This is a genomic window from Lysobacter niastensis, assembly GCF_031457115.1.
Lineage (GTDB): Bacteria > Pseudomonadota > Gammaproteobacteria > Xanthomonadales > Xanthomonadaceae > Lysobacter_J > Lysobacter_J niastensis_A.
The window spans coordinates 474,303-496,046 of sequence record NZ_JAVDVY010000002.1 but is presented as its reverse complement, the minus strand read 5'-3'; the positions used below and the strand labels follow the sequence as shown (position 1 = coordinate 496,046).

General features: G+C 66.9%; 18 protein-coding genes. 11 read left to right on the top strand and 7 right to left on the bottom strand.

All coding sequences use genetic code 11. The annotated features are described in order from the left end of the window. Window positions 1-41: 41 nt before the first annotated feature. Complete coding sequence (locus J2X06_RS11490; RefSeq protein ID WP_310063611.1) at window positions 42-1,637, bottom strand: sensor histidine kinase; 1,596 nt, start codon at window positions 1,635-1,637, stop codon at window positions 42-44. Between the two features lie 352 nt (window positions 1,638-1,989). On the opposite strand from J2X06_RS11490, the gene sucC reads away from it, so the two are divergent. The 3 genes from sucC to J2X06_RS11475 all read left to right on the top strand — a co-directional run bounded on the left by sucC (window position 1,990) and on the right by J2X06_RS11475 (window position 5,894). Continuing rightward, window positions 1,990-3,156, top strand: coding sequence for an ADP-forming succinate--CoA ligase subunit beta (sucC, locus tag J2X06_RS11485; protein WP_310062497.1), 1,167 nt, complete (start codon window positions 1,990-1,992; stop codon window positions 3,154-3,156). 14 nt (window positions 3,157-3,170) lie between these two features. Then, a complete protein-coding gene (gene sucD / locus J2X06_RS11480; protein ID WP_310062494.1) occupies window positions 3,171-4,046 on the top strand; it encodes a succinate--CoA ligase subunit alpha in 876 nt (291 codons plus the stop codon). A gap of 213 nt (window positions 4,047-4,259) precedes the next feature. Continuing rightward, window positions 4,260-5,894: an NAD+ synthase gene (locus J2X06_RS11475; protein ID WP_310062492.1), complete on the top strand. Its 1,635-nt coding sequence runs from the start codon at window positions 4,260-4,262 to the stop codon at window positions 5,892-5,894. Window positions 5,895-6,181: 287 nt separating this feature from the next. Here J2X06_RS11475 and J2X06_RS11470 read toward each other — a convergent pair whose 3' ends face one another. Beyond that, on the bottom strand, window positions 6,182-7,027 hold the full coding sequence (locus J2X06_RS11470) for an outer membrane protein assembly factor BamD (RefSeq protein WP_310062489.1): 846 nt from the start codon (window positions 7,025-7,027) through the stop codon (window positions 6,182-6,184). A gap of 80 nt (window positions 7,028-7,107) precedes the next feature. Between J2X06_RS11470 and rluD the strand changes: the two genes are divergently transcribed. From rluD to J2X06_RS11445, 5 genes are read left to right on the top strand one after another with little or no spacing between them, the layout of a single operon-like run. Further along, on the top strand, window positions 7,108-8,082 hold the full coding sequence (gene rluD / locus J2X06_RS11465; protein ID WP_310062486.1) for a 23S rRNA pseudouridine(1911/1915/1917) synthase RluD: 975 nt from the start codon (window positions 7,108-7,110) through the stop codon (window positions 8,080-8,082). A 3-nt stretch (window positions 8,083-8,085) separates the two neighbouring features. Then, complete coding sequence (gene pgeF, locus J2X06_RS11460; RefSeq protein ID WP_310062484.1) at window positions 8,086-8,847, top strand: peptidoglycan editing factor PgeF; 762 nt, start codon at window positions 8,086-8,088, stop codon at window positions 8,845-8,847. After that, window positions 8,844-9,395 (top strand): DUF4166 domain-containing protein, encoded by a 552-nt coding sequence (locus tag J2X06_RS11455; protein ID WP_310062482.1) that lies wholly within the window; start codon window positions 8,844-8,846, stop codon window positions 9,393-9,395. Before pgeF ends, J2X06_RS11455 begins: the two co-directional genes overlap by 4 nt. After that, window positions 9,385-9,807, top strand: coding sequence for a thiol-disulfide oxidoreductase DCC family protein (locus J2X06_RS11450; RefSeq protein WP_310062479.1), 423 nt, complete (start codon window positions 9,385-9,387; stop codon window positions 9,805-9,807). Before J2X06_RS11455 ends, J2X06_RS11450 begins: the two co-directional genes overlap by 11 nt. A 14-nt stretch (window positions 9,808-9,821) precedes the next feature. Next, window positions 9,822-10,256: a DUF3574 domain-containing protein gene (locus tag J2X06_RS11445; protein WP_430539596.1), complete on the top strand. Its 435-nt coding sequence runs from the start codon at window positions 9,822-9,824 to the stop codon at window positions 10,254-10,256. Window positions 10,257-10,340: 84 nt separating this feature from the next. Here the strand turns inward: J2X06_RS11445 and J2X06_RS11440 are convergent, their stop codons facing one another. Then, entirely contained in the window at window positions 10,341-11,651 is a 1,311-nt protein-coding gene (locus J2X06_RS11440) for an OmpA family protein (RefSeq protein ID WP_310062476.1), read from the bottom strand. A gap of 338 nt (window positions 11,652-11,989) precedes the next feature. Between J2X06_RS11440 and J2X06_RS11435 the strand changes: the two genes are divergently transcribed. Beyond that, window positions 11,990-13,606, top strand: a complete 1,617-nt coding sequence (locus J2X06_RS11435) for a hypothetical protein (protein WP_310062473.1) — start codon at window positions 11,990-11,992, stop codon at window positions 13,604-13,606. A gap of 56 nt (window positions 13,607-13,662) precedes the next feature. Next, window positions 13,663-14,193: a lactoylglutathione lyase gene (gloA, locus tag J2X06_RS11430; RefSeq protein ID WP_310062471.1), complete on the top strand. Its 531-nt coding sequence runs from the start codon at window positions 13,663-13,665 to the stop codon at window positions 14,191-14,193. Window positions 14,194-14,262: 69 nt separating this feature from the next. Here the strand turns inward: gloA and otsA are convergent, their stop codons facing one another. The 3 genes from otsA to otsB all read right to left on the bottom strand — a co-directional run bounded on the left by otsA (window position 14,263) and on the right by otsB (window position 18,295). Then, the gene (gene otsA, locus J2X06_RS11425) at window positions 14,263-15,627 is read right to left on the bottom strand and encodes an alpha,alpha-trehalose-phosphate synthase (UDP-forming) (RefSeq protein ID WP_310062467.1); all 1,365 of its coding nucleotides are present in this window, start codon (window positions 15,625-15,627) and stop codon (window positions 14,263-14,265) included. A gap of 112 nt (window positions 15,628-15,739) precedes the next feature. Next, window positions 15,740-17,533, bottom strand: coding sequence for a glycoside hydrolase family 15 protein (locus J2X06_RS11420; protein WP_310062465.1), 1,794 nt, complete (start codon window positions 17,531-17,533; stop codon window positions 15,740-15,742). Between the two features lie 9 nt (window positions 17,534-17,542). Further along, window positions 17,543-18,295 carry a trehalose-phosphatase gene (otsB, locus tag J2X06_RS11415; protein ID WP_310062462.1) on the bottom strand — a complete coding sequence of 251 codons (753 nt, stop codon included), beginning with the start codon at window positions 18,293-18,295 and terminating at the stop codon, window positions 17,543-17,545. 129 nt (window positions 18,296-18,424) lie between these two features. Between otsB and clpB the strand changes: the two genes are divergently transcribed. Next, window positions 18,425-21,010 (top strand): ATP-dependent chaperone ClpB, encoded by a 2,586-nt coding sequence (clpB, locus tag J2X06_RS11410; RefSeq protein WP_310062459.1) that lies wholly within the window; start codon window positions 18,425-18,427, stop codon window positions 21,008-21,010. A 69-nt stretch (window positions 21,011-21,079) separates the two neighbouring features. Here the strand turns inward: clpB and J2X06_RS11405 are convergent, their stop codons facing one another. Beyond that, window positions 21,080-21,742, bottom strand: a complete 663-nt coding sequence (locus tag J2X06_RS11405) for a YceH family protein (protein ID WP_310062455.1) — start codon at window positions 21,740-21,742, stop codon at window positions 21,080-21,082. Window positions 21,743-21,744: the final 2 nt, after the last annotated feature.

The following is a 21,744-nucleotide window of genomic DNA, read 5'->3' as shown; positions in this document are numbered from 1 at the left end:
ATATCCGATGCCTATGGCCGCGGCCAAGCGCGGCCCCCTGTTCAGGCAGTCAGCAGTGCATTTACGCCAGGCAGTCGGATGCGAAAACAGCCGCCGCCGCCAGGAAGTGAGACGTAGTCGAGGGTCGCCTGGTTGGCGCGGCACAGCTCGCGGGCGATGTAGAGACCCAGGCCGGTGCCGTGTCCGGAGGTGGTGAAGAACGGCCGGAACAACTGCGACGCGACCGACGGGGGGATGCCTGGGCCGCGGTCGAGCACCTCGATCACCGGCGCGTTGCTGGCGTCGACGCTCACGTGCAGGGTGACGCGCGCCGGTTGGCCAGGCATGCGCCCGTAGGTCAGCGCGTTGTGCACCAGGGCGGTCAGCACCTGGTGCAGGTGGCGCGGATCAGCCAGCGCGGCCACGCGGGGTAGCGTGCCGCTCGCGCGCAGCGTGTCCTGCTCCAGCGGGTGGCTGGCGGCGTATTCGTCGATAAACTGGTGGGCGAAGCCGATCAGTTCGACGCTCTCGGCCTGGGCGGGTTCGCGGCGGGCCAGGCCGAGCACGTTCTCGACGATGCCGTTCATGCGCACGCCCTGCTGGCGGATGATTTCCAGCAGGCGTCGGTCCGAGGTCGGCAATTCGTGCGACTCCTCCAGCAGCTGCACCGCGTAATTGATCGCCGCCAGCGGGTTGCGGATCTCGTGGGCGAGGCTGGCCGAGAAGCGTCCCAGCGTGGCTAGCGTCATCGATTCGGCGCGTCGCGATACCAGCGAGGTGTCGTCCAGAAAGATCAGCGTCTGGTCGCTGCCCGCACGCAGTCGGGCGAAGCGCGGCACCACCTCGGGCATGCCCGGCACGAGCTGCAGCGGGGTTTCGTCCGGCAGGCCCTGGCTGCGCCAGCGCTCCAGGCGCCTGGCAAGTTCCGGCGCATCGACGGAGATGTTGCGATGGCCTTCGGGGTGGTCCCCGGTATCGCCGAGCAGCAGCATGGCCGCCTCGTTGGCCAGGCGCAGGCCGTTATCGGCGTCTACCAGCAGCACGCCCGTGCGCATGCGCCGGATGATCAGCTCGCTGGTCTCGGCCATGCCGGCGACTTCCATCCCGCGGCGCTCGGCCAGGGCCTGGCTGGCGCGCATCTGGCGCCCGACGAAATTGGTGAGCAGGGCGATCGCGACGAAGCCGAGCGTGAACATCACCGGCTCGACGGGCTTGCGGCCATCGCCGCCACCTGTCAGGTCGGACCACACGAACTCGCCGATGACCGCCAGCGCGGCGGCGATCGCGGCGCCCAGGCCCAGCGGAAGCGGCAACAGCAGCGCCGCCGAAGCGATATTGAACATCAGCATCAACGCGATGCCGGTGCCGACCCCCGGAATGGCGTGCATGGCCAGCACGCCGAAGGCGATATCGCAGATCACGCCCAGCAGCGCCTGCGTGCGCAGATCGCCGCGGCGCCCGGTGAGGAACAGGCCGCAGGCCACCGTGAGGTACGCGGGGGCGATCACCTGGGCCAGAAGCGGGTGGCGCGGCGCCTCGATGAAGCCCGCCACCGGGCCGAAGATCAGCAGCGCCAGCAGTGCGGCTTCCAGCAGGCGGTAGAGGGTGAAGAAATGGAGTTCGCGCCGCAGGGCCTGGTCGGCCTCGGTGCTGTCGATGGCGTCGTATGGTGCGGCGAATCGGCTCGGCAAGCGGGGCGTCTGGTGGCGGTGGATGGGGCGAGTATAGGGACAGGCGGCGATAACGTGACTTGCGCTGGAGCCCAGGTTGGTGGCGTGCGGGGAGCGCTCTCGCCCCAACCCTCTCACCTGTGGACACTCTACGGGCGCTGCAGGTCCGAAGAGGGGCTTTGCCGCGCGAGGCCTTTGAGCCCCTCTTCGCCTGCGGGAGAGGGTTGGGGTGAGGGCCGGTTTTGCCCGCGCCGCGCCGATGGGCGACAATACGGCCCCCTCGCGCTCGGCCGGTCCTTGTCCTGACCGCGGGGATTCTTTTCATTCCCCTCGGTGACGCATGAATTTTCACGAATATCAGGCCAAGCAGCTGTTTGCCGACTACGGCATCGCGGTGCCGGCCGGGCGCGTAGCGCGCACTCCGGAAGAAGCAGTCGATGCCGCCAAGGCCATCGGCGGCGATTTCTGGGTGGTCAAGGCCCAGATCCACGCGGGCGGCCGCGGCAAGGCCGGTGGCGTCAAGCTGGCCAAGACCTACGACGAAGTCCGCGACTACGCCAAGGGCATGCTCGGCACCAAGATGGCGACCTACCAGACGGCCGGCATTGAACTGCCCGTCGACAGCGTGCTTATCACCCAGGCCACCGACATCGCCAAGGAGCTGTACCTGTCGGTGCTGGTCGACCGCGACACCCGCTCGATCACCTTCATCGCGTCGGCCGAAGGCGGCATGGACATCGAGCAGGTCGCGCACGAGAAGCCCGAAGCGATCAAGACCCTCAACGTCAACTACGTGCAGGGCCTGCAGCCGTACGAATGCCGCAACCTCGGCTTCGCGCTGGGCCTGAATGCCAAGCAGGTCGGCCAGCTGACCAAGATCATGCTGGGCCTGTACAAGCTGTTCAACGACAAGGACCTGGCGCTGGTCGAGCTCAACCCGCTCGCCATCATGACCAGCGGCGACCTCGCCGTGCTCGACGGCAAGATCAACTCCGACGACAACGCGACGTTCCGTCATCCGGAACTGGCCGCGATGCGCGACATCCGCCAGGAAGACGAGACCGAGGTCAAGGCCAGCCAGCACGACCTCAACTACGTCACGATGGACGGCAACATCGGCTGCATGGTCAACGGTGCCGGCCTGGCGATGGCGACGATGGACGTTATCTCGCTCAATGGCGGTTCGCCGGCCAACTTCCTCGACGTCGGCGGCGGCGCCACCAAGGAGCGCGTGACCGAGGCGTTCAAGCTGATCCTGTCGAGCGACAAGGTCAAGGCGATCTTCGTCAACATCTTCGGCGGCATCGTCCGTTGCGACATGATCGCCGAGGGCATCATCGGTGCGGTCAAGGAAGTCGACGTCAAGGTGCCGGTGATCGTGCGCCTGGAAGGCACGAACGTCGAAGCCGGCAAGGAACTGCTGAAGAATTCGGGTCTGGCCATCACTCCGGCCGACGACATCAACGACGGCGCGAAGAAGGCGGTTGCCGCCGTCGCCGGCAAGTAAGGAACGACGATCCCATGTCTGTTTTGATCAACAAGAATACGAAGGTGATCGTCCAGGGCTTCACCGGCTCGCAGGGCACCTTCCACGCCGAGCAGATGCTCGAGTACGGCACCAAGGTCGTCGGTGGCGTGACCCCGGGCAAGGGCGGCACCCAGCATCTCGGCCTGCCGGTGTTCAACACCGTCGCCGAAGCCGTCGACGAAACCGGCGCCGATGCCTCCGTCATCTACGTGCCGCCGCCGTTCGCGGCCGACGCGATCCTCGAAGCGGCCGACGCCGGCATCAAGGTCATCGTCTGCATCACCGAGGGCATCCCGGTGCTGGACATGCTGCGCGTGAAGAACGTGCTCAACGGTTACGACGACGTCGTGCTGGTCGGTCCGAACTGCCCCGGCGTGATCACGCCGGGCGAGTGCAAGATCGGCATCATGCCGGGCCACATCCACATGCCGGGCAAGATCGGCATCGTGTCGCGTTCGGGCACGCTGACCTATGAAGCGGTCAAGCAGACCACCGACGTGGGCCTGGGCCAGTCGACCTGCATCGGCATCGGCGGCGACCCGATCAACGGCACCAACTTCATCGATGCGCTGAAGTGGTTCCAGGACGATCCGCAGACCGAAGGCATCATCATGGTCGGCGAGATCGGCGGTTCGGCCGAGGAAGAAGCGGCGGAGTTCATCTCCCAGTACGTCACCAAGCCGGTGGTCGGCTTCATCGCCGGCGCTTCGGCCCCGAAGGGCAAGCGCATGGGCCATGCCGGCGCGATCGCCTCGGGCGGCTCGGGCACGGCGGAAGGCAAGTTCGCGGCGATGGAGAAGGCCGGCGTCACCACGGTGAAGTCGCCGGGCGACCTCGGTGCTGCGATCGCCAAGCGTCTGGCCAAGTAAGCGCGCTTGAGCTGTGATGCGGAAAGGCCACCTTCGGGTGGCCTTTTTGCTTTGTGGCGAAAAGCGGCCCTCACTACCGTGTCCTCGGATTCTGGAACAATGACGTCCTGACGCAGACCGAGGCGGTGCTCGCGGCGATACATCCCGAATTCGCCCGTGGCCGCCCCACCCCAGCCCTCTCCCGAGAACGGGAGAGGGGTTTAGAGGCTGACGATGTCCAACCCCCTACGCATTGCCCTTGCCCAGTTTGATTTCCCGGTCGGCGCCGTTCACCAGAATGCCGAACGGATCGCGGAAATGATCACCCAGGCGCGCGACGAATACGGCGCGGACGTCGTGCTGTTTCCGGAGCTGGCGCTGAGCGGTTACCCGCCTGAGGACCTGCTGCTGCGTCCCGGTTTCCTCTCCGATTGCGAGCAGGCCTTGCAGCGAATCGCGGCAGGCACGCGTGGCATCGTCGCCGTGGTCGGCTGGCCGCAGGCGGCCGGCAGCGTCGTCTACAACGCCGCCAGCGTATTGCGCGACGGCCACGTCTCGCACACCTACCGCAAGCGTGAGCTGCCCAACTACGCCGTGTTCGACGAACGCCGCTACTTCGACGTCGATCCCGACCGCGAGGACTGCGTGTTCGATGTCGATGGCGTGCAGGTCGGTCTGATCATCTGTGAGGACCTGTGGTTCGCCGAACCGTTGGCCAGCACCGCGGCCAGGGGCGCCGAACTGGTGCTGGTGCCCAATGCCTCGCCGTTCGAGCGCGACAAGCACCTGCAGCGCGATGCGCTGCTGGCCCAGCGCGTGCAGGAAACCGGCGTTGCGCTGGCCTATCTCAATGTCGTGGGTGGCCAGGACGCGCTGGTGTTCGACGGTGCGTCCGTCGTGGCCGATGGCGACGGCACCGTGCATCCTGCCGCTGCCGCGTTTACCGACCAGTGGCTGGTGGTCGAGTTCGACCCGGACTCGCGCCGGTTCACGCCGCTGGAGTGGATGGAGGACGGCGACGAGAGCCGCGACGGCCTGGCCTGGCGCGCGGTGGTGCGCGGCACCCAGGACTATTGCCGCAAGAACGGTTTCGAGAAGGTCTGGCTGGGCCTGTCCGGCGGCATCGACTCCTCGCTGGTGCTCGCCATCGCGGTCGATGCATTAGGTGCTGACAACGTCACCGCGGTGCGGATGCCCTCGCGCTATACCGCCGGCCTGTCCAACGACCTGGCTGCCGAGCAATGCAAGATACAGGGCGTGCGGCTGTTGACGCTGCCGATCGAGAAGCCGTTCCAAGGGTATCTGGATGCACTGGCCGAGCATTTCGGCGATCGGCCGGTCGATACCACCGAAGAGAATCTGCAGTCGCGTACCCGCGGCGCGCTGCTGATGGCGATGAGCAACAAGTTCGGCGGTCTGCTGCTGACCACCGGCAACAAGAGCGAGTACGCGGTCGGTTACGCCACCATCTACGGTGACATGTGCGGCGGTTATGCGCCGCTGAAGGACCTGTACAAGACCGAGGTGTTCGCGCTGGCGCGCTGGCGCAACACCGTCGGCGACCGCGTCATCCCGCAGGCCGTGATCGATCGGCCGCCCTCGGCCGAGTTGCGCGAGAACCAGAAGGATCAGGATTCGCTGCCGCCCTACGACGTGCTCGACGCGATCCTGCTGCGCTACGTCGACCAGGAACAGTCGCGCGACGAGATCGTGGCCGCCGGTTTTGACGCGGCTACGGTGGACAAAGTGCTGCGGCTGGTGCGGATCAGCGAGTGGAAGCGGCATCAGTCCGCGCCGGGGCCGAAAGTGTCGCGGCGCGCATTCGGCCGCGAGCGGCGGTATCCGATCAGCAATGGGTATCGCGGCTGAGGCCATTCCCGCAAGCGGGAGCGGGCAAGCCTCCAAGTCGTCATCCCAGCGAAAGCTGGGATGACGGTCGGAGGGAGGCGCATTTTGCTGTTGCTCCAAGGGCGGGCGACAACGGAAAAATGGATCCAGTTTTCGCTGGGATGACGGCTCGGGAGTCGAGAGGACGGTTGCCGCCGCCGCTACTGCCAGAAGGGAGTTCTGCCGTCACGGGCAAGCGATCGCCCGGAGCGCACAAACAAAAACGCCGCCTGATGGCGGCGTTTTCGTCAGCGGACGATTGAGTGCGCTCAGTCGTTATCCAGCGCCGACTTCTCACCCGCAAACGGGTTGATCTTGCGCCAGTTGCTCGGGTAGTCCGGCCACTTGCCGGCCAGGTACGGATGGTCCGGCTGGTTCTGCTGCAGCACGCGCTTGGCGTCTGCGGCCAGGGTTTCGTTGCCCAGACCTTCATAAGCGGCGGCCAGGGTGGCGACGGCGTCGTTCTGGTACTGGCTCTGCGGGTAGGTCTCAAGTAGGAACTTGGCGCGGTTGGCCGCGGCCACGTAGGCGGTGCGGCGCAGGTAGTACAGCGCGGTGTCGAGCTCGTGGCGGGCGAACATGTCGCGCAGGCCGCGCATGCGATTGCGCGCGTCGTCGGCGTAGCGGCTGTTGGGGTAGCGGTCGGCGACGATGGAGAAGTCGTTGAACGCCTGCAACGGCGTGGCCAGGTCGCGGCGGCTGGCGTCCAGACTCCAGACCTGCTGCAGGAACACCGTGTCGCGGTTGGAGTTGGACAGGCCGCGCAGGTAGTACATGTACGCGATGTTCTTGTGGGTCGGGTAAGTGCGGATGAAGCGGTCGATGCTGCTGATCGCGTCGTCCTGCTTGCCGGACTTGTACTGGGCGTAGGCGGTCTCGACCAGAGCCTGCTCGGTGTACGGGCCGTAGGGGTACTGGGCGACCAGGCGCTTGAAGGTGCCCTCGGCCGACGACCAGTTGCCCTGGGTCATCGACTTGTGGGCCTTCTCGTAGAGCTGCTCGACCGGCACGCCCTCGTCCGCGTCCTTCTTGGAGAATTTGCTGCAACCGGCGCCGGCGAAGGCAATGGCGAGGAACAGGATCAACAGGCGCAAAGAGGCGGAGCGTAGGGTCATGGCTGGGTCGACGGGCGCCGAAGGTACGAACGCCGGATAATAGCAGTCCCGAGGCCCCCGCCCTGAACCCCGCCCCTCCGATGACCCCCACTACCGCACCCATGCAGGCCACCGTTCCGGACAGCGCCGCCGGACGCCGCTTCGATGCGGTCCTGGCCGAACTGTTCCCCGACTTCTCGCGTTCCCGGCTGGCGAGCTGGATCAAATCCGGCGATGCCCGCCTGGACGGCCGCGAGGTCCGGCCGCGCGACCCTGTGCGCGGCGGCGAGACCGTCACGCTCAACGCCGAGCTCGAGGTGCAGACGCACTCGGAGCCGGAAGACATCGCCCTGGACGTGCTGTACGAGGACGAGCACGTCATCGTCATCAACAAGCCGCCGGGCCTGGTCGTCCACCCCGGCGCCGGCAATCCGGCCGGCACGCTGGTCAATGCGCTGCTGCATCGCGATCCCTCGCTCAACACGCTGCCGCGCGCCGGCATCGTGCACCGGCTGGACAAGGACACCTCCGGCGTCATGGTCGTGGCGCGTACCCTTCAGGCCCACACCGCGCTGATCGAGCAGTTGTCCTCGCGCGAAGTGCATCGCCAGTACCTGGCGGTGGTGGTCGGTTCGCTGGTGTCGGGCGGCACGGCCAATGCGCCGATCGACCGTCATCCGCGCGATCGCATCCGCATGTCCGTGCGCGACGATGGTCGCGATGCGGTCACGCACTTCCGCCTGCGCGAACGCTTCCGTGCGCACACCTTGCTCGAATGCCGGCTGGAAACGGGACGCACCCACCAGATTCGCGTGCACATGCAGCACCTCAAGCATCCGATCGTCGGCGATCCGCTGTACGGCGGTCCGCTGAAGCTGCCCAAGGGCGCGACCGAGGAACTGATTGCCGGATTGCGCGGCTTCAAGCGCCAGGCATTGCATGCGGAAACGCTGGAGTTCATCCATCCGGTCAGCGGCGAGCCGGTGCGTTGCAGCGCGCCGGTGCCGGATGATCTGCAGCGCCTGATCCGGGTGCTGCACGACGACACCCGCGCCGCCGCCGAGCGGGAGCGCTGAGGCGTGGCCGCGGCCTGGCTTCCCGCGCAATGGTCCGCACCGGCGACCGTCCGCGGGTTCACCACGCTGCGCCACGGCTTGGGCGTATCGCCGGCGCCGTTCGACAGTTTCAATCTCGGCCTGCGTGCCGGCGACGATGCCGACGCGGTGTTGCGCAACCGCGAGCTGCTGGTCGGGCATGCATCGCTGCCGTCGCCGCCGCGTTGGTTGCGACAGGTGCACGGCGTGCAGGTGCAGCGCTTCGATGACGGTGCCGCGGCCGTCGACGAGCCCGAAGCCGACGCCTCGGTGACCGCCACGCCGGGCACGGTGCTGGCGATCCTCACCGCCGACTGCATGCCGGTGCTGTTCTCTGCCGATGACGGCAGCGAGGTGGGCGCGGCGCACGCCGGCTGGCGCGGTCTTGCCGCCGGCGTGCTGGAGAACACCGTGGCGGCGATGCGGACAGCGCCGGAGCGCTTGCAGGTGTGGCTTGGCCCGGCCGCGGGACCGCAGCATTACGAGATCGGCGAAGAGGTCTACGACGCCTTCGTTGCGCGCGACTGGGGCGCCGGCGCGGCGTTCGTCACCACGCGCCCGCACCACTGGCGCGTCGACTTGTATGCGCTGGCGCGGCGCAGATTGCAGGCGATGGGCGTCGCCGCCGAGCGCATCCACGGCGGCGGCCTGTGCACCATCGCCGATGCGCAGCGTTTCTTCTCGCACCGTCGCGACCAGCGCACCGGCCGCATGGCCTCGCTGGTGTGGATCGAGCCAGCCCGATGAGCGCGCCCGTGTCGATTCCGCTGTACCGGCAACTGCTGGCAGCGCAGTTCGACACGCTGCCGCCCAAGGTGCGTGCGCTGCACGAACGCAGCGGCCTGCGTCGTTACCACGGCAAGGTCGAGGTCGAGCGCGGCGGCGGCTGGGCCTCGCGCCTGTGCGCCTGGGCCACGCGCCTGCCGCGCGCAGGCAAGGGCGCGCTGCGCGTGGAGATCGATGCGGACGAGGGCGGCGAGCGCTGGGCGCGGGTGATCGCGGGCAAGCCGATGCGTTCGCGGCTTTGGGCTCGCGACGCGCTGCTGCGCGAACAACTGGGGCTGGTGCGGTTCGCTTTCCGGCTCGAGGTCGAGGACCTGCCCGGCGCCGGTCGCGCCGTGATCTGGCGCGTGGCGCAGGTACGCGCACTCGGACTGCCATTGCCGGCGCGCTGGTTCGCGCGGGTCAGCGCCCGCGAGTACGAGCGCGAGCACCGCTATCGCTTCGACGTGACCGCATCACTGCCGCGCATCGGCCTGCTGGTGCATTACCGGGGTTGGCTCGATGTCGACTGAACACGAAGGGCAGGCGACAACTACCGTCGTGTTCGACGGCGTGTGCGTGCTGTGCAACGGCTGGGTGCATTTCCTGCTGCGCCACGACCGGCACGGGCGTTTCCGGTTCGCGGCGATGCAGGCGCCGGCAGGCCGCCGGCTGCTGGGCGCGCACGGACTGGATCCGGACGACCCGGTGTCGTTCCTGCTGGTCGAGGACGGTTACGCCTGGACCGACACCGACGCGATCGTGCGAGTGCTGTCGGGGCTGGGCGGTGCCTGGAAGATTCCTTCCCGCGCCATCGCCCTGTGCCCGCGCGCGCTGCGCGATCGCCTGTATCGCCTGGGGGCGCGCAACCGTTACCGCTGGTTCGGGCGCCACGAACGCTGCCTGATGCCGACGCCGGAGCAGGCGTCGCGCTTCCTGACGTGAGCCTCGTGCACGGCATGCGCGCTTGCGGCCTGGCTGTGCTGCTGGGCGTGCTCGGCGGTTGTGCGAGCGCACCGGTGTCCGTGCCGGCGATGTCCGGCGATGCCGCGCGACCGGCGCAGGCGTCGGGCTGGATCCGCAGCGAGCTGTACTTCGCCGTCGGCAACGAGGACGGCAGCGACCGCATCGACGAGGCGCGCTGGCGCGAGTTCCTCGACCACGAGGTGACGCAACGTTTCCCCGATGGACTGACCGTGATCGACGGCTATGGACAGTGGCGTTTCCGGGAGGAGGGGCGGCTGGTGCGCCAGCGCTGCAAGATCCTGGTGGTGCTGCACGAAGACCGCGCGCAGCATCGGGCAGACATCGAGGCGATCCGCCAGGCGTGGAAGCAGGCGACCGGGCACGAGTCGGTGCTCTGGTCGCGGCAGCCGGTCGAGGTGTCGTTCTGACCACGAAGTCGGCAATACAACGGCAATACAAAAGGGAAGCCGGCCATTCGGGCCGGCTTCCCTGGGCAACGCAGGTAAAACCCGTCATTTCAGGACGTTGAACTCGATCCTGCGATTCCTGGCTCGCCCTTCCTCGGTGTTGTTGTCGGCGATCGGCTTGTCCTGCCCGTAGCCCTTGGCGGTCAGCATCGCGCTGGACACGCCCAACTCGGCCAACTTCGCCATCACCGCGTCGGCGCGCTGCTGGCTCAGCGTGACGTTACTGGCGGCATCGCCGGTGTTGTCGGTGTGTCCGCCGATCTCGATGCGCGTGCCTGACGGCGCGGCCTTGATCGCATCGGCCGCGCGCTGCAGGACCTCCATGCTGTCGGCGGTGATCTTCGCCGAGTCGGTCTCGAAGTAGATGTTCATCAGGTTCAGCGCCTTGACCAGGTCGCCGGCACTGAAACCAGACTTCAATCCCGCCAGTGCCGCAGTCGCGCGATCCCACAGGCCGGTGATCGCATAGCCGCCAAACACCTTGCGCAGCTTTTCGGTAATGGCGAAACGCTGGTCTTCCGGCAATCCGGAGGTGTCGATGGTCAGCTTGTCGCCATCGAATCCGAACTTCAGGCCGTCGGCCTTCAGGTCGGGCAGCACGGAGATAAGCTTGTCGATCCAGCCTGCCGGCAGGGTGTTGGCGTCGACGGTGATGTCGCCGCTGACGTTGCCCGCGCCGAACGCCGCGGTCAGCGCGTCAATCAGGCGCTGGCGATCGGCGTCACTGGCCAGTTGGCCACTGACCCCGACCTTGCCCGCCGTGTTATCGAAGCCAAAGCGCGCGTTCGCTTGCACCACGGGAGCCGGCGGCGCCGGTGTCGTCGCTGCGGGCGGCGGTGGCGGGGGCGGTGCTTCGTGCTTGCAGCTGCGGAACGCCAGGAACAGGCCCAGCAGGATCAGCAGCGGTATGACCCATTTCAGCCAGCCGGGCATGCCCGAGGACGGCGCGCGCCCGGTGGTTCGTGGCGCGGGGCCGATCAGCGATGCGAACTCAGGCGGAATGGCGGTCGGAATACGGCCTCCGGGAGTCAGCATGGCGATCAGCTTCGGCAGGATGGCGGCGCCAGCCAGGTTGATGGTGGCCGCGGGAACGCCCAGCGCGTTGGCGAAGCGGCTGATCTCATGCTGGCCGAAAGCGGCATTGAACTGATCGGGCGCAAGCGCATTGTCGCCCGGTGTTCCGCCGATCCACGACTGCAGGAGGCTGCCGAGCCCGGCCTGTTCGAAGCGCTGGCTGAAACCCGAAAAACCACCCGGGCGGCCGCTGAAGATGGCGTCGACGAGCAGGCCGATAAAGCGCGCGGCATTGCTGCCAAGGCCCAGTTTTTCGGCCTGACGGATGAGTGCGTCTAGCATGGCAACCTCCGGTATTGGGGCGCAATTTCCGTGGGATATCCCGGGTCTAGAGCCTCGCGCTGTACGCAGGTCGCAACGAAGCGTGAGGACGGCCGCCCGACTCGGGGGTTGCAGGCAGGGACGCTGGAGGCAACCGGCGAGATTGTGATGGCGGGAGCCTTAGTTCGCCGTGATTTTCCAGGCGGGGCATCGCCGCGGCCGACGATGCCACAAGCGGCAACCGGACTGGCAATGAATTTATTTGTGTGTGAAGACTCTTTCTGTATCGTCTGACGCACTGCAACCCCTGGCACTGCAATCCAATCAACGCCGTGCATGCGGCAGTGGAGCGCTACAAGATGGCTACGGCTTCCTCGCGGCGCTGGTTCGTCGCCGGCGACCTCAACGGTTTCTTCGGTCTGGTCGTCGACAACCTGTCGATCCTCGGTTTCATCGCCGCGGCGCTTATCGGGATCTTCGGTTTTCCGGCCGACATGGTGTACACGCGCATGTTCCCAGGCACCGCCTTCGGCGTGCTGGTAGGCAACCTGATCTACACGTGGATGGCGCATCGCCTCGCGACCAGCAGCGGTCGCGATGATGTCACGGCGATGCCGCTTGGCCTGGACGCGCCGACCAGCATCGGCATGGCGCTGCTGGTGCTGGGGCCGTCGTTCGTTGCCTTCAAGCAGCAGGGCTTGGACGAGCAGGCCGCGGCCGTCGCGACCTGGCAGCTCGGCATGGCGTCGCTGATCGTGATGGGCACGTTGAAGCTGGTGCTGTCGTTCTTCGGCGATGCCATCACCCGCGCGGTGCCGCGCGCGGCACTGCTCGGTTCGATCGGTGGCGCGGCGCTGGCGCTGCTCGGCTTTCTGCCGTTGATCGAAACGCTGCGCTCGCCAGTGGTGGGCTTCGTCACCTTCGGCCTGCTGCTCTACGTGCTGGTGGCCAAAGGCAAGCTGCCCGTGCGGATGCCCGGCGTGCTGCTGGCCTTCATCGTCGGCACGGCGCTGTACTACGGCCTGGGTCTGGCGGGTCTGGGTACGCCCGGGTTCAAGATGCCCGATGCGGCGCCACTGAATTTCACGCTGCCGTTGCCGACCCTGGGATTCCTCGAAGGCCTGCCGCACACGGTGCCGTACCTGCCGCTGCTGCTGCCGTTTGGCCTGCTGATGGTGGTCGGCGGAATCAACGTCAGCGAGAGCGCTCGTGCCGCCGGCGACGACTACCGGACCCGCGACGTGCTGCTCGCCGAGGCCGTGTCGACACTGGTGGCCGGCTTCTGCGGCGGCGTCGCGCAGACCACGCCCTACATCGGCCAGCCCGCGTACAAGCACATGGGCGCACGCATGGGCTACACGCTGCTGACGGGGCTTTTCATCGGCCTGGGCGGCGTGTTCGGCTACGTCTCGGGCCTGGTGCAGTGGCTGCCGATCGCGGTGCTGGCTCCGATCATCGTCTACGTCGGCATGGACATCACCGTGCAGGCTTTCCACGACAGCCCGCGCAGGCATGCGCCGGCGGTCGCGCTGGCGTTCCTGCCATCGATCGCCTACCTGCTGGTGATCAAGCTGGGCAATCCGGCGTGGATCGAGCCGGCGCGCTTCGCCGCGCTTTACAGCGACGTGGACGGCCATGGCCTGCCGGACCTGGCGGCTATCGTTACGCTCGGCAACGGCTTCATCATCACCGCCATGATCTGGTCGAGCGCGCTGGTGGCGATGATCGACCAGCGCTTTCGCCGTGCCGCGGTGGTGCTGCTGGCGGGCGCGGCGTTGACGCTGTTCGGCTTCATCCACTCGGTCGATCCGCGCGGCGGCATCTACCTGCCGTGGACGCTGGAAGGCCTGCCTCGGGTGATCTGCTGGCAGTTCGCCGGCGCCTACGTGGCGCTCGCAGTGCTGCTGGGGCTGCTGTCGTTGCAGCGGCATGCCGATCCTGTCGGGAATCCCGCCAACAGCGGCCCGGCGCATTGATCCGCGCACGATAGGCCGCATCTGATCGGTTGGACCTACCCCCACAGGTGATCGCGATGTCCCTGCAAGCCCAGCTCAATGCCAACCCTGGCGTAACCGCCGACCGCGACGACGCCACCCACGGCTTCGTGTTCAACCACACCATGCTGCGCGTCAGGGACGTGCGCCAAGCGCTGGACTTCTATACGCGTGTGCTCGGCTTCACGCTGGTGCGCCGGCGCGATTTCGACGAGGCGAAGTTCAGCCTCTACTTCCTGGTCCTGGTCGACGACCCGTCGGTGATCCCGGCCGAGGAGCCGGCGCGCGGCGAATGGCTGCTCAGCCAGCGCGGTGTGCTGGAGCTGACCTACAACCATGGCACCGAGAACGATCCCGCCTTTGCCTACCACGACGGCAACAGCGAACCGCGCGGCTTCGGCCACATCTGCGTTTCGGTACCCGATGTCGAGGCCGCGTGCGCGCGTTTCGAGCAGCTGGGCGTGCCGTTCCAGAAGCGTCTCGCCGACGGGCGCATGAAGAACATCGCATTCATCAAGGACCCGGACGGCTACTGGGTGGAAATCCTGCAGCCGACAGCGCGGGTGTGAGTCGACGTCGCGCGCTTGCAGTCGAGTCGTCATCCCCGCGGTGGCGGGCCTCGAACTACCCAGGCGTTTTCAGATCCCGCGCAGCGCCATCAGGTAATTGCGCCGCCATGTGGTGATGTCGTTGGCCTGCAGCAACGTCATCATCGCCTGCCAGCGCTCACGCCGTTCTTCCAATGGCATCGCCAGCGCCACCGCGATCGCATCGGCGACGCCGTCTAGGTCGTAGGGATTCACCAGCAGCGCGCTGTCCAGTTCGCGCGCCGCGCCGGCGAAACTCGACAGCACCAGCACGCCGGGGTCTTCCGCATCCTGCGCGGCGACGAACTCCTTGGCGACCAGGTTCATGCCATCGCGCAACGGAGTCACCAGGCCGATGCGGGCCAGCCGGTAGTAGCCGGTCAGCAGCGGATGCGGGTAGTTGCGGTTGACGTAACGCACCGGCGTCCAGTCCGGCTCGGCGTGCACGCCATTGATGTGGCCGGCCAGTTGCTCCAGTTCATGGCGAAGATGCTGGTACTCGGCCACTTCACCGCGCGAGACGGGCGCGATCTGCAGGAACGTCAGCTTGCCGCGTTGTCCGGAATGACGCTTGAGGAAGCGTTCGAAGGCGCGAAAGCGTTCCGGCAACCCTTTCGAGTAGTCCAGGCGATCCACGCCGATCGCCAATGCGCGCCCGGACAGACTGGAGGCCAGTCGTTTGACACCGGGCCTGTTGGCCGACGCGGCCGCCTGCTTGACGATGTGCGCGGTGTCGATGCTGATCGGAAACGCGCCGGCTCGCAGCCGCCTGCCCTTGGTTTCCAGTACGCCGTGCTCGATCACGCGGCCACGACCGAACAGGCGCACGTAGTCCTGGAATCGCTCCAGGTCGCGCTCGGTCTGGAAGCCGATCAGGTCGTACGACGAAAGTCCTTCGAACAGCCGCTCGTGCTGGGGCAACGCCGCGAGCAGGTCGGAGGAGGGCATCGGCACGTGCAGGAAGAAACCGATCCGGCTGCGCACGCCGAATTCGCGCAGCACCTTCGCCATGGGGATCAGGTGGTAGTCGTGCACCCAGATCAGGTCGTCCTCGCGTAGCAAGGGCGCGAGCTTTTCCGCAAACAGTGCGTTGACGCGGCGGTAGCCGGCGTAGGTCTCGCGGCTGTAGTCGACCAGGTCGACGCGGAAGTGAAGCAGTGGCCACAGCGTGCGGTTGGCGAAGCCGTTGTAGTAGTCGTCGTGATCGCGCTTGGAAAGATCGACCGTGACGTAGCGGATGTTGCCCTCGGTCCGGTCATGCAGGCGACCGGATTCGACCGGGTCGATGTTGCCGCTCCAGCCGAACCAGAGCCCCCCGGTTTCCTCCAATGCCGCCTGCAGCGCCACGGCCAGTCCACCTGCGCTGGGAACGCCGGGGAGGGCGACGCGATTGGACACGATAACGAGGCGGCTCATGACGAAACGTCGAATCCCTTCTTTTCGCCTTTGACGATCGACGAATGGCGCGCGCCACCGGCGATCGCGCTATCCACCGGCGCGCTATTGGCGAGCGCGCCATTGACGGGCATTACGTCGCGTCCTGCCACGGACGCGACAGGCGCATGGCGGCGTTGATCAGTCCGACGTGCGAATAGGTCTGCGGGAAATTCCCCCAGCCCTCGCCTTCGCCGAATTCGAGGTCCTCCGAAAGCAGGCCGAGCGGATTGCGCCGCTTGAGGATGCGTTCGAACAGCGATCTGGCTTCCTCGCGCCGGCCGATCGTGGCCAATGCGTCGATGTACCAGAACGTGCAGATAGTGAAGCTGGTCTCCGGCGACCCGAAGTCGTCCGGGGCGACATAGCGGAACAACGCGTCGCCACGCTTGAGGCCCAGTCCGATGGCTTCGACGGTGCGCACGAACCGCGGGTCGTCCGGCTTGACGAAGCCCAGGTCGGCCAGCAGCAGCAGCGAGGCATCCAGGCGATTGCCGTCGAGCGCCTCGACGAAGTACCCGAGTTCCTCGTTGTAGGCATGCTCGATGATGCGGGCGTGCATTTCGTCGGCGCGATTTCGCCAGTACTTGACCCGGTCGGGAAGCTTGAGATGCACGGCGATCCTTGCCAGCCGGTCGCAGGCCGCCCAGCACATCACGCTGGAGTAGGTGTGGACCTCGGCGCGTCCGCGGAACTCCCACAGCCCGGCATCGGGCTGGTCGTGCAATGCGTACGCGCGCTCGCCCAGCGGTTCCACGCGGGAGAAGATGGCGGCATCGCCGCGCAACAGGCGCTGGTCGAAAAACAACTGGGTCGCGGCGAGCACGACACTGCCATAGACGTCGTGCTGCTGCTGCAGCCAGGCCAGGTTGCCGCGCCGCACCGGCCCCATGCCGCGGTATCCGGCCAGCGACGACACTTCCTCCTCGGCCAGTTCCTTCTCGAAACCGATGCCATACAGCGGCTGCAGCACGCCCTCGGCGGAGGCGACGTTGGCGACGTAGCGCAGGTATTCCTCCATGGTGCGTGTCGCGCCCAGTCGGTTGAGGGCGCGCACCACGAAGGCCGAATCGCGCAGCCAGCAGAAGCGGTAGTCCCAGTTGCGCACGGTGTTGGCCGCTTCGGGAATGGAGGTGGTGATCGCGGCGACTATCGCGCCGGTCTCGTCGTATTGGCTCAGCTTGAGCGTGATCGCGCTGCGGATGACCGGATCCTGCCATTCCAGCGGAATCGACAGGTTGCGCACCCAGTCGCGCCAATAGCCGATCGTCTTTTCCTCGGACTGGCGTACGAAGGACGAAACCGGCTGGGTGAGTGTTTCGTCAGGGCCCAGGACCAGGTGCAGCTCCCGGTTGAGCAGGAACGGCAGGCCTTCGCGCACCATGCGCACGGGCACGTCGCTGGTCAGGCGCAGGATGAAGCCGGGCACCAGATAGCGGACATGGTTGCTGCCCCAGGTGATCTCGGGCTTGCTGGCGCCGTACTCGGAAAGCGGCCGCAGCACGACGCGAATGCGGGGGAGGCCCGCGATGGGCCGCACGCGGCGCAACAGCATCACCGGACGGTAGAAGCGATCATGCTGGTGCCAGCGCGGCGCGAAGTCGGTGATCTCCACGACGCCGCCATGGCCGTCGCGCAGCACCGTGCGCAGCACGGCGGTGTTGGGAAGGTACTCCTGCTCGGAAGACACCATGTCTTCCAGCTCGATCGCGTAGTCGCCGCCTTCGTGCAGGCGGGGCGAGAGCAGGGCGCAGAAGACGGGATCGCCGTCGAAGGCCGGCACGCACCCCCAGACGATGCGTCCACGGGCATCGACCAGGGCCGCGATGGCGCCGTTGCCGATGAGGCCGAGGTCGAGGCTGGACTGGGTATTGGCGGCGTGGATCATCCCGTCTCCTTATTCAGTGATGGCAATGGCATCGTCCAGCCAGGCCCGCACCGCCATCGGATCGTGCAGGGCATAGCGCGCCGCACTGGGTTGGCGCCGGCCGACCAGCACGCCGAAGCCACCGTGGCAGGTCACGGCCGTGAAGCCGTGCTCGTCGGTGAGGTCGTCGCCGACGAACACCGGGCGGCGTCCGTGGAACGGCGGTTTCGCAAGCAGCGACAACACCGCGGCTCCCTTGTGCGCGCCGTCGGGACGCAATTCGATGACGCGATTGCCCGGCTGCAGGTGATAGCCGGGCAGATCGATCAGCGCCGAGGTTGCAAACTCGTGAATCGGTTCTTCCGCGGCCGGGGCGCCGCGCCAGTGCAGTGCGATGGCGGTGCCCTTGTCTTCGGTCAGGGCGCCCGGGTATTTCGAGGTCAGCGCGAGCGCGGCAGCCAGCACGTCGTCCAGCGCCGGCGCGCGGTGATGGATGTCCAGGTGGCCGTCATCGCGTCGTTCCAGCCCGTGCAGGCCCACCGCCGGCAACTGCAACGGCGCGAACAGGGCGTCCAGCTGCATCAGCCTGCGTCCGCTGACCAGCGCCAGCGCACCGTCCAGGCGGCCGTGCAGGACGGCCAGCGTGTCGACCAGGCCCGGCTCGACGTGGACGTCGCCGGGCGTATCGGCGAAATCCAGCAGCGTCCCGTCCACATCGAGAAACAGCGCCCAATCGGGCGCGACTGCGGGCGGCAGCGGAAGCGGTCGGGTTTCGGCGGCCATCCACGCATTCTGAACATGCCCATGTAAGCATCAGGTGGACGCCGCCGGACGGCGCTTGAAACATGGCCCCGGGACCGCAATTTCCAGTGCATTGCGGCCAGGGCCGCCACGGCACCCGAAGGTATCTCCATGCGGATGGATAAACTCACCTCGCGCTTCCAGCAGGCCATCGCCGACGCGCAATCGCTGGCGGTCGGGCGCGACCACAACGTCATCGAACCCGCGCACCTGCTGACCGCGCTGCTCGACCAGGGCGGCGGCAGCACGCGCCCGTTGCTGGCACAGGCCGGCGTCAACGTGCCGCTGCTGCGCGAGCGCCTGGGCGAGGCGCTGGAGAAGCTGCCCAGGGTCACCGGCCAGGCGGGCAACATCAGCCTCGGCAACGACCTGGCGCGCCTGCTCAACGTCACCGACAAGCTGGCCCAGCAGCGCGGCGACGCGTTCATCGCCAGCGAACTGTTCCTGCTGGCGGCGCTGGACGATGGCGGCGAAGTCGGGCGCGCGCTCAAGGCGACGGGCGCGAACAGGCAGAAACTCGAAGCGGCGATCGAAAAGCTGCGCGGAGGCGAAACCGTGCAAACGGAAAACGCGGAAGACCAGCGCCAGGCGCTGGAGAAATACACCATCGACCTGACCGCGCGCGCCGAGTCCGGCAAGCTCGACCCGGTGATCGGCCGCGACGAGGAGATCCGCCGCACCATCCAGGTGCTGCAGCGCCGCACCAAGAACAATCCGGTGCTCATCGGCGAACCCGGCGTGGGCAAGACCGCGATCGTGGAAGGGCTGGCCCAGCGCATCATCAACGGCGAAGTGCCGGAGGGCTTGCGCGGCAAGCGGGTGCTGTCGCTCGACATGGGCGCGCTGATCGCCGGCGCAAAGTTCCGCGGCGAGTTCGAGGAGCGCCTGAAGGGCGTGCTCAACGACCTGGCCAAGAACGAAGGCCAGATCATCCTGTTCATCGACGAATTGCACACGATGGTCGGCGCCGGCAAGGCCGAGGGCGCGATGGACGCCGGCAACATGCTCAAACCGGCGCTGGCGCGCGGCGAACTGCATTGCATCGGCGCCACCACGCTCAACGAGTATCGCCAGTACATCGAGAAGGACGCCGCGCTGGAGCGCCGCTTCCAGAAGGTCTACGTCGGCGAGCCCAGCGTGGAGGACACCATCGCGATCCTGCGCGGCCTGAAGGAGAAATACGCCGTGCACCACGGCGTGGAGATCACCGATCCCGCCATCGTCGCTGCGGCCACGCTGTCGCACCGCTACATCACCGACCGCCAGCTGCCCGACAAGGCGATCGACCTGATGGACGAGGCCGCTTCGCGCATCCGCATGGAGATCGACTCCAAACCGGAAGAGCTCGATCGCAAGGAGCGCCGCCTGATCCAGCTCAAGATCCAGCGCGAGGCGCTGAAGAAGGAGAAGGACGAGGCGAGCAAGCAACGCCTGGCGGACCTGGAAAGCGAGATATCCACGCTCGAGCGTGAATACAACGACCTGGAGGAAATCTGGAAGGCCGAGAAGGCCACGCTGCAGGGCGCCACCAAGATCAAGGAGCAGATCGAGGCGGCCCGGCTGGATCTGGAAGCGGCCCAGCGCAAGCAGGACTATGCGCGCATGAGCGAGATCCAGTATGGGTTGCTGCCGGAACTGGACAAGCAGCTCAAGGCCGCGCAGGAAGCCGAGACCAAGGGCTTCAGGCTGCTGCAGGACAAGGTCACCGAAGAGGAAATCGCCGAGGTCGTGTCGCGCTGGACGGGCATTCCGGTCAGCAAGATGCTCGAAGGCGAGCGCGAGAAGCTGCTGCGCATGGAGGAGCAATTGCACACGCGCGTGGTCGGGCAGGACGAGGCGATCAAGGTCGTGTCCGATGCGGTGCGGCGTTCGCGCGCGGGCCTGGCCGATCCAAACCGTCCGTCGGGCTCGTTCCTGTTCCTGGGGCCGACCGGCGTGGGCAAGACCGAACTGTGCAAGGCGCTGGCCGAGTTCCTGTTTGACTCGCCCGATGCGATGGTGCGCATCGACATGAGCGAGTTCATGGAGCGGCATGCGGTCAGCCGGCTGGTCGGCGCGCCTCCGGGCTATGTCGGCTACGAGGAGGGCGGCTACCTCACCGAGGCGGTGCGTCGTCGCCCCTACAGCGTGATCCTGCTCGACGAGGTCGAGAAAGCGCACCCGGATGTGTTCAACATCCTGCTGCAGGTGCTCGACGACGGTCGCCTCACCGACGGACAGGGACGCACGGTCGACTTCCGAAACACCGTGATCGTGATGACGTCCAACCTCGGCAGCCAGATGATCCAGGACATGGCCGGCGACGATTCACCGGAAGCCTACGTGCAGATGAAGGCCGCGGTGATGGGCGTGGTGCAGTCGCACTTCCGGCCGGAGTTCATCAACCGGCTCGACGACATCGTCGTGTTCCACCCGCTCGACAAGGCGCAGATCCGCCAGATCGCCGGCATCCAGCTCAAGGGCCTGGAGAAGCGACTGACCGAGCGCGGATTGCGATTGGTGGTGTCCGACAAGGCGCTGGAGCTGCTGGGCAATGTCGGCTTCGACCCGGTTTACGGTGCCCGCCCGCTCAAGCGGGCGATCCAGCAGCAACTGGAAAATCCGCTGGCGCACAGGATCCTGTCCGGCGATTTCGTCAGCGGCGATGCCGTGCAGGTCGAAGCGGAAGGCGGGCACTTGATATTTCGCAAGGGCTGAACGCGTTATCCATCCCTTCTCCCGCTCGCGGGAGAGGGCTGGGGTGAGGGGGCTTTTGAAGGTGCAGTCTCAGGATTCTTCCGAATCCTTGTCGCCACCTTCGCCGACAAGCCGCGCCAGTTGCGCTTCGAGGTCAGCCACGCGCGATTCCAGCGCTTCGACGCGACTGTCCAGCGACGATGCCGTCGACGCGGCACGCGCGCTGGCGACGGGAATTACCGGCTCGCCGCTGAGCAGGTGCGCATAGCGGTCCTCGCGCTGCCCGCCCTGGCGCGGAATCTCGCGCACCAGCGCCCGGTCGCGTTGCGCCAGCCGGCCGAGCGCATGCTGCACGTCCTCAACGCCATCGAAACTCGCCATCCGCTCGCTGCGCGTCAGCAGTTCGTATGCGGTCTGCGGGCCTCGCAGCATCATCAGGGCCAGCAGCGCCGCCTGCGGGCGGGTGATGCCGAGCTGCGTATCGAACCGGTGTTCGTAGCGGTCGGCGCGGCCGCCGTGCTGGGCCTTGACCCAGCCGCGGCCTTCGAGCTGGCGCAGGGCATGTCCGACTTCGCCGGGATCCAGCTGCATCGTCGGTTCGCGCGCGGTCTTCTGGTTGCACGCGAGCACGATGGCGTTGAGCGTCAATGGATAGACGTCGGGCGTGGTCGCCTGCTTTTCGATCAGGCTGGCGACGACCCGCGCTTCGATGGGGCTCAACTGCGGCGGCTGGGTGACTTCTGGGTCGCTCATGG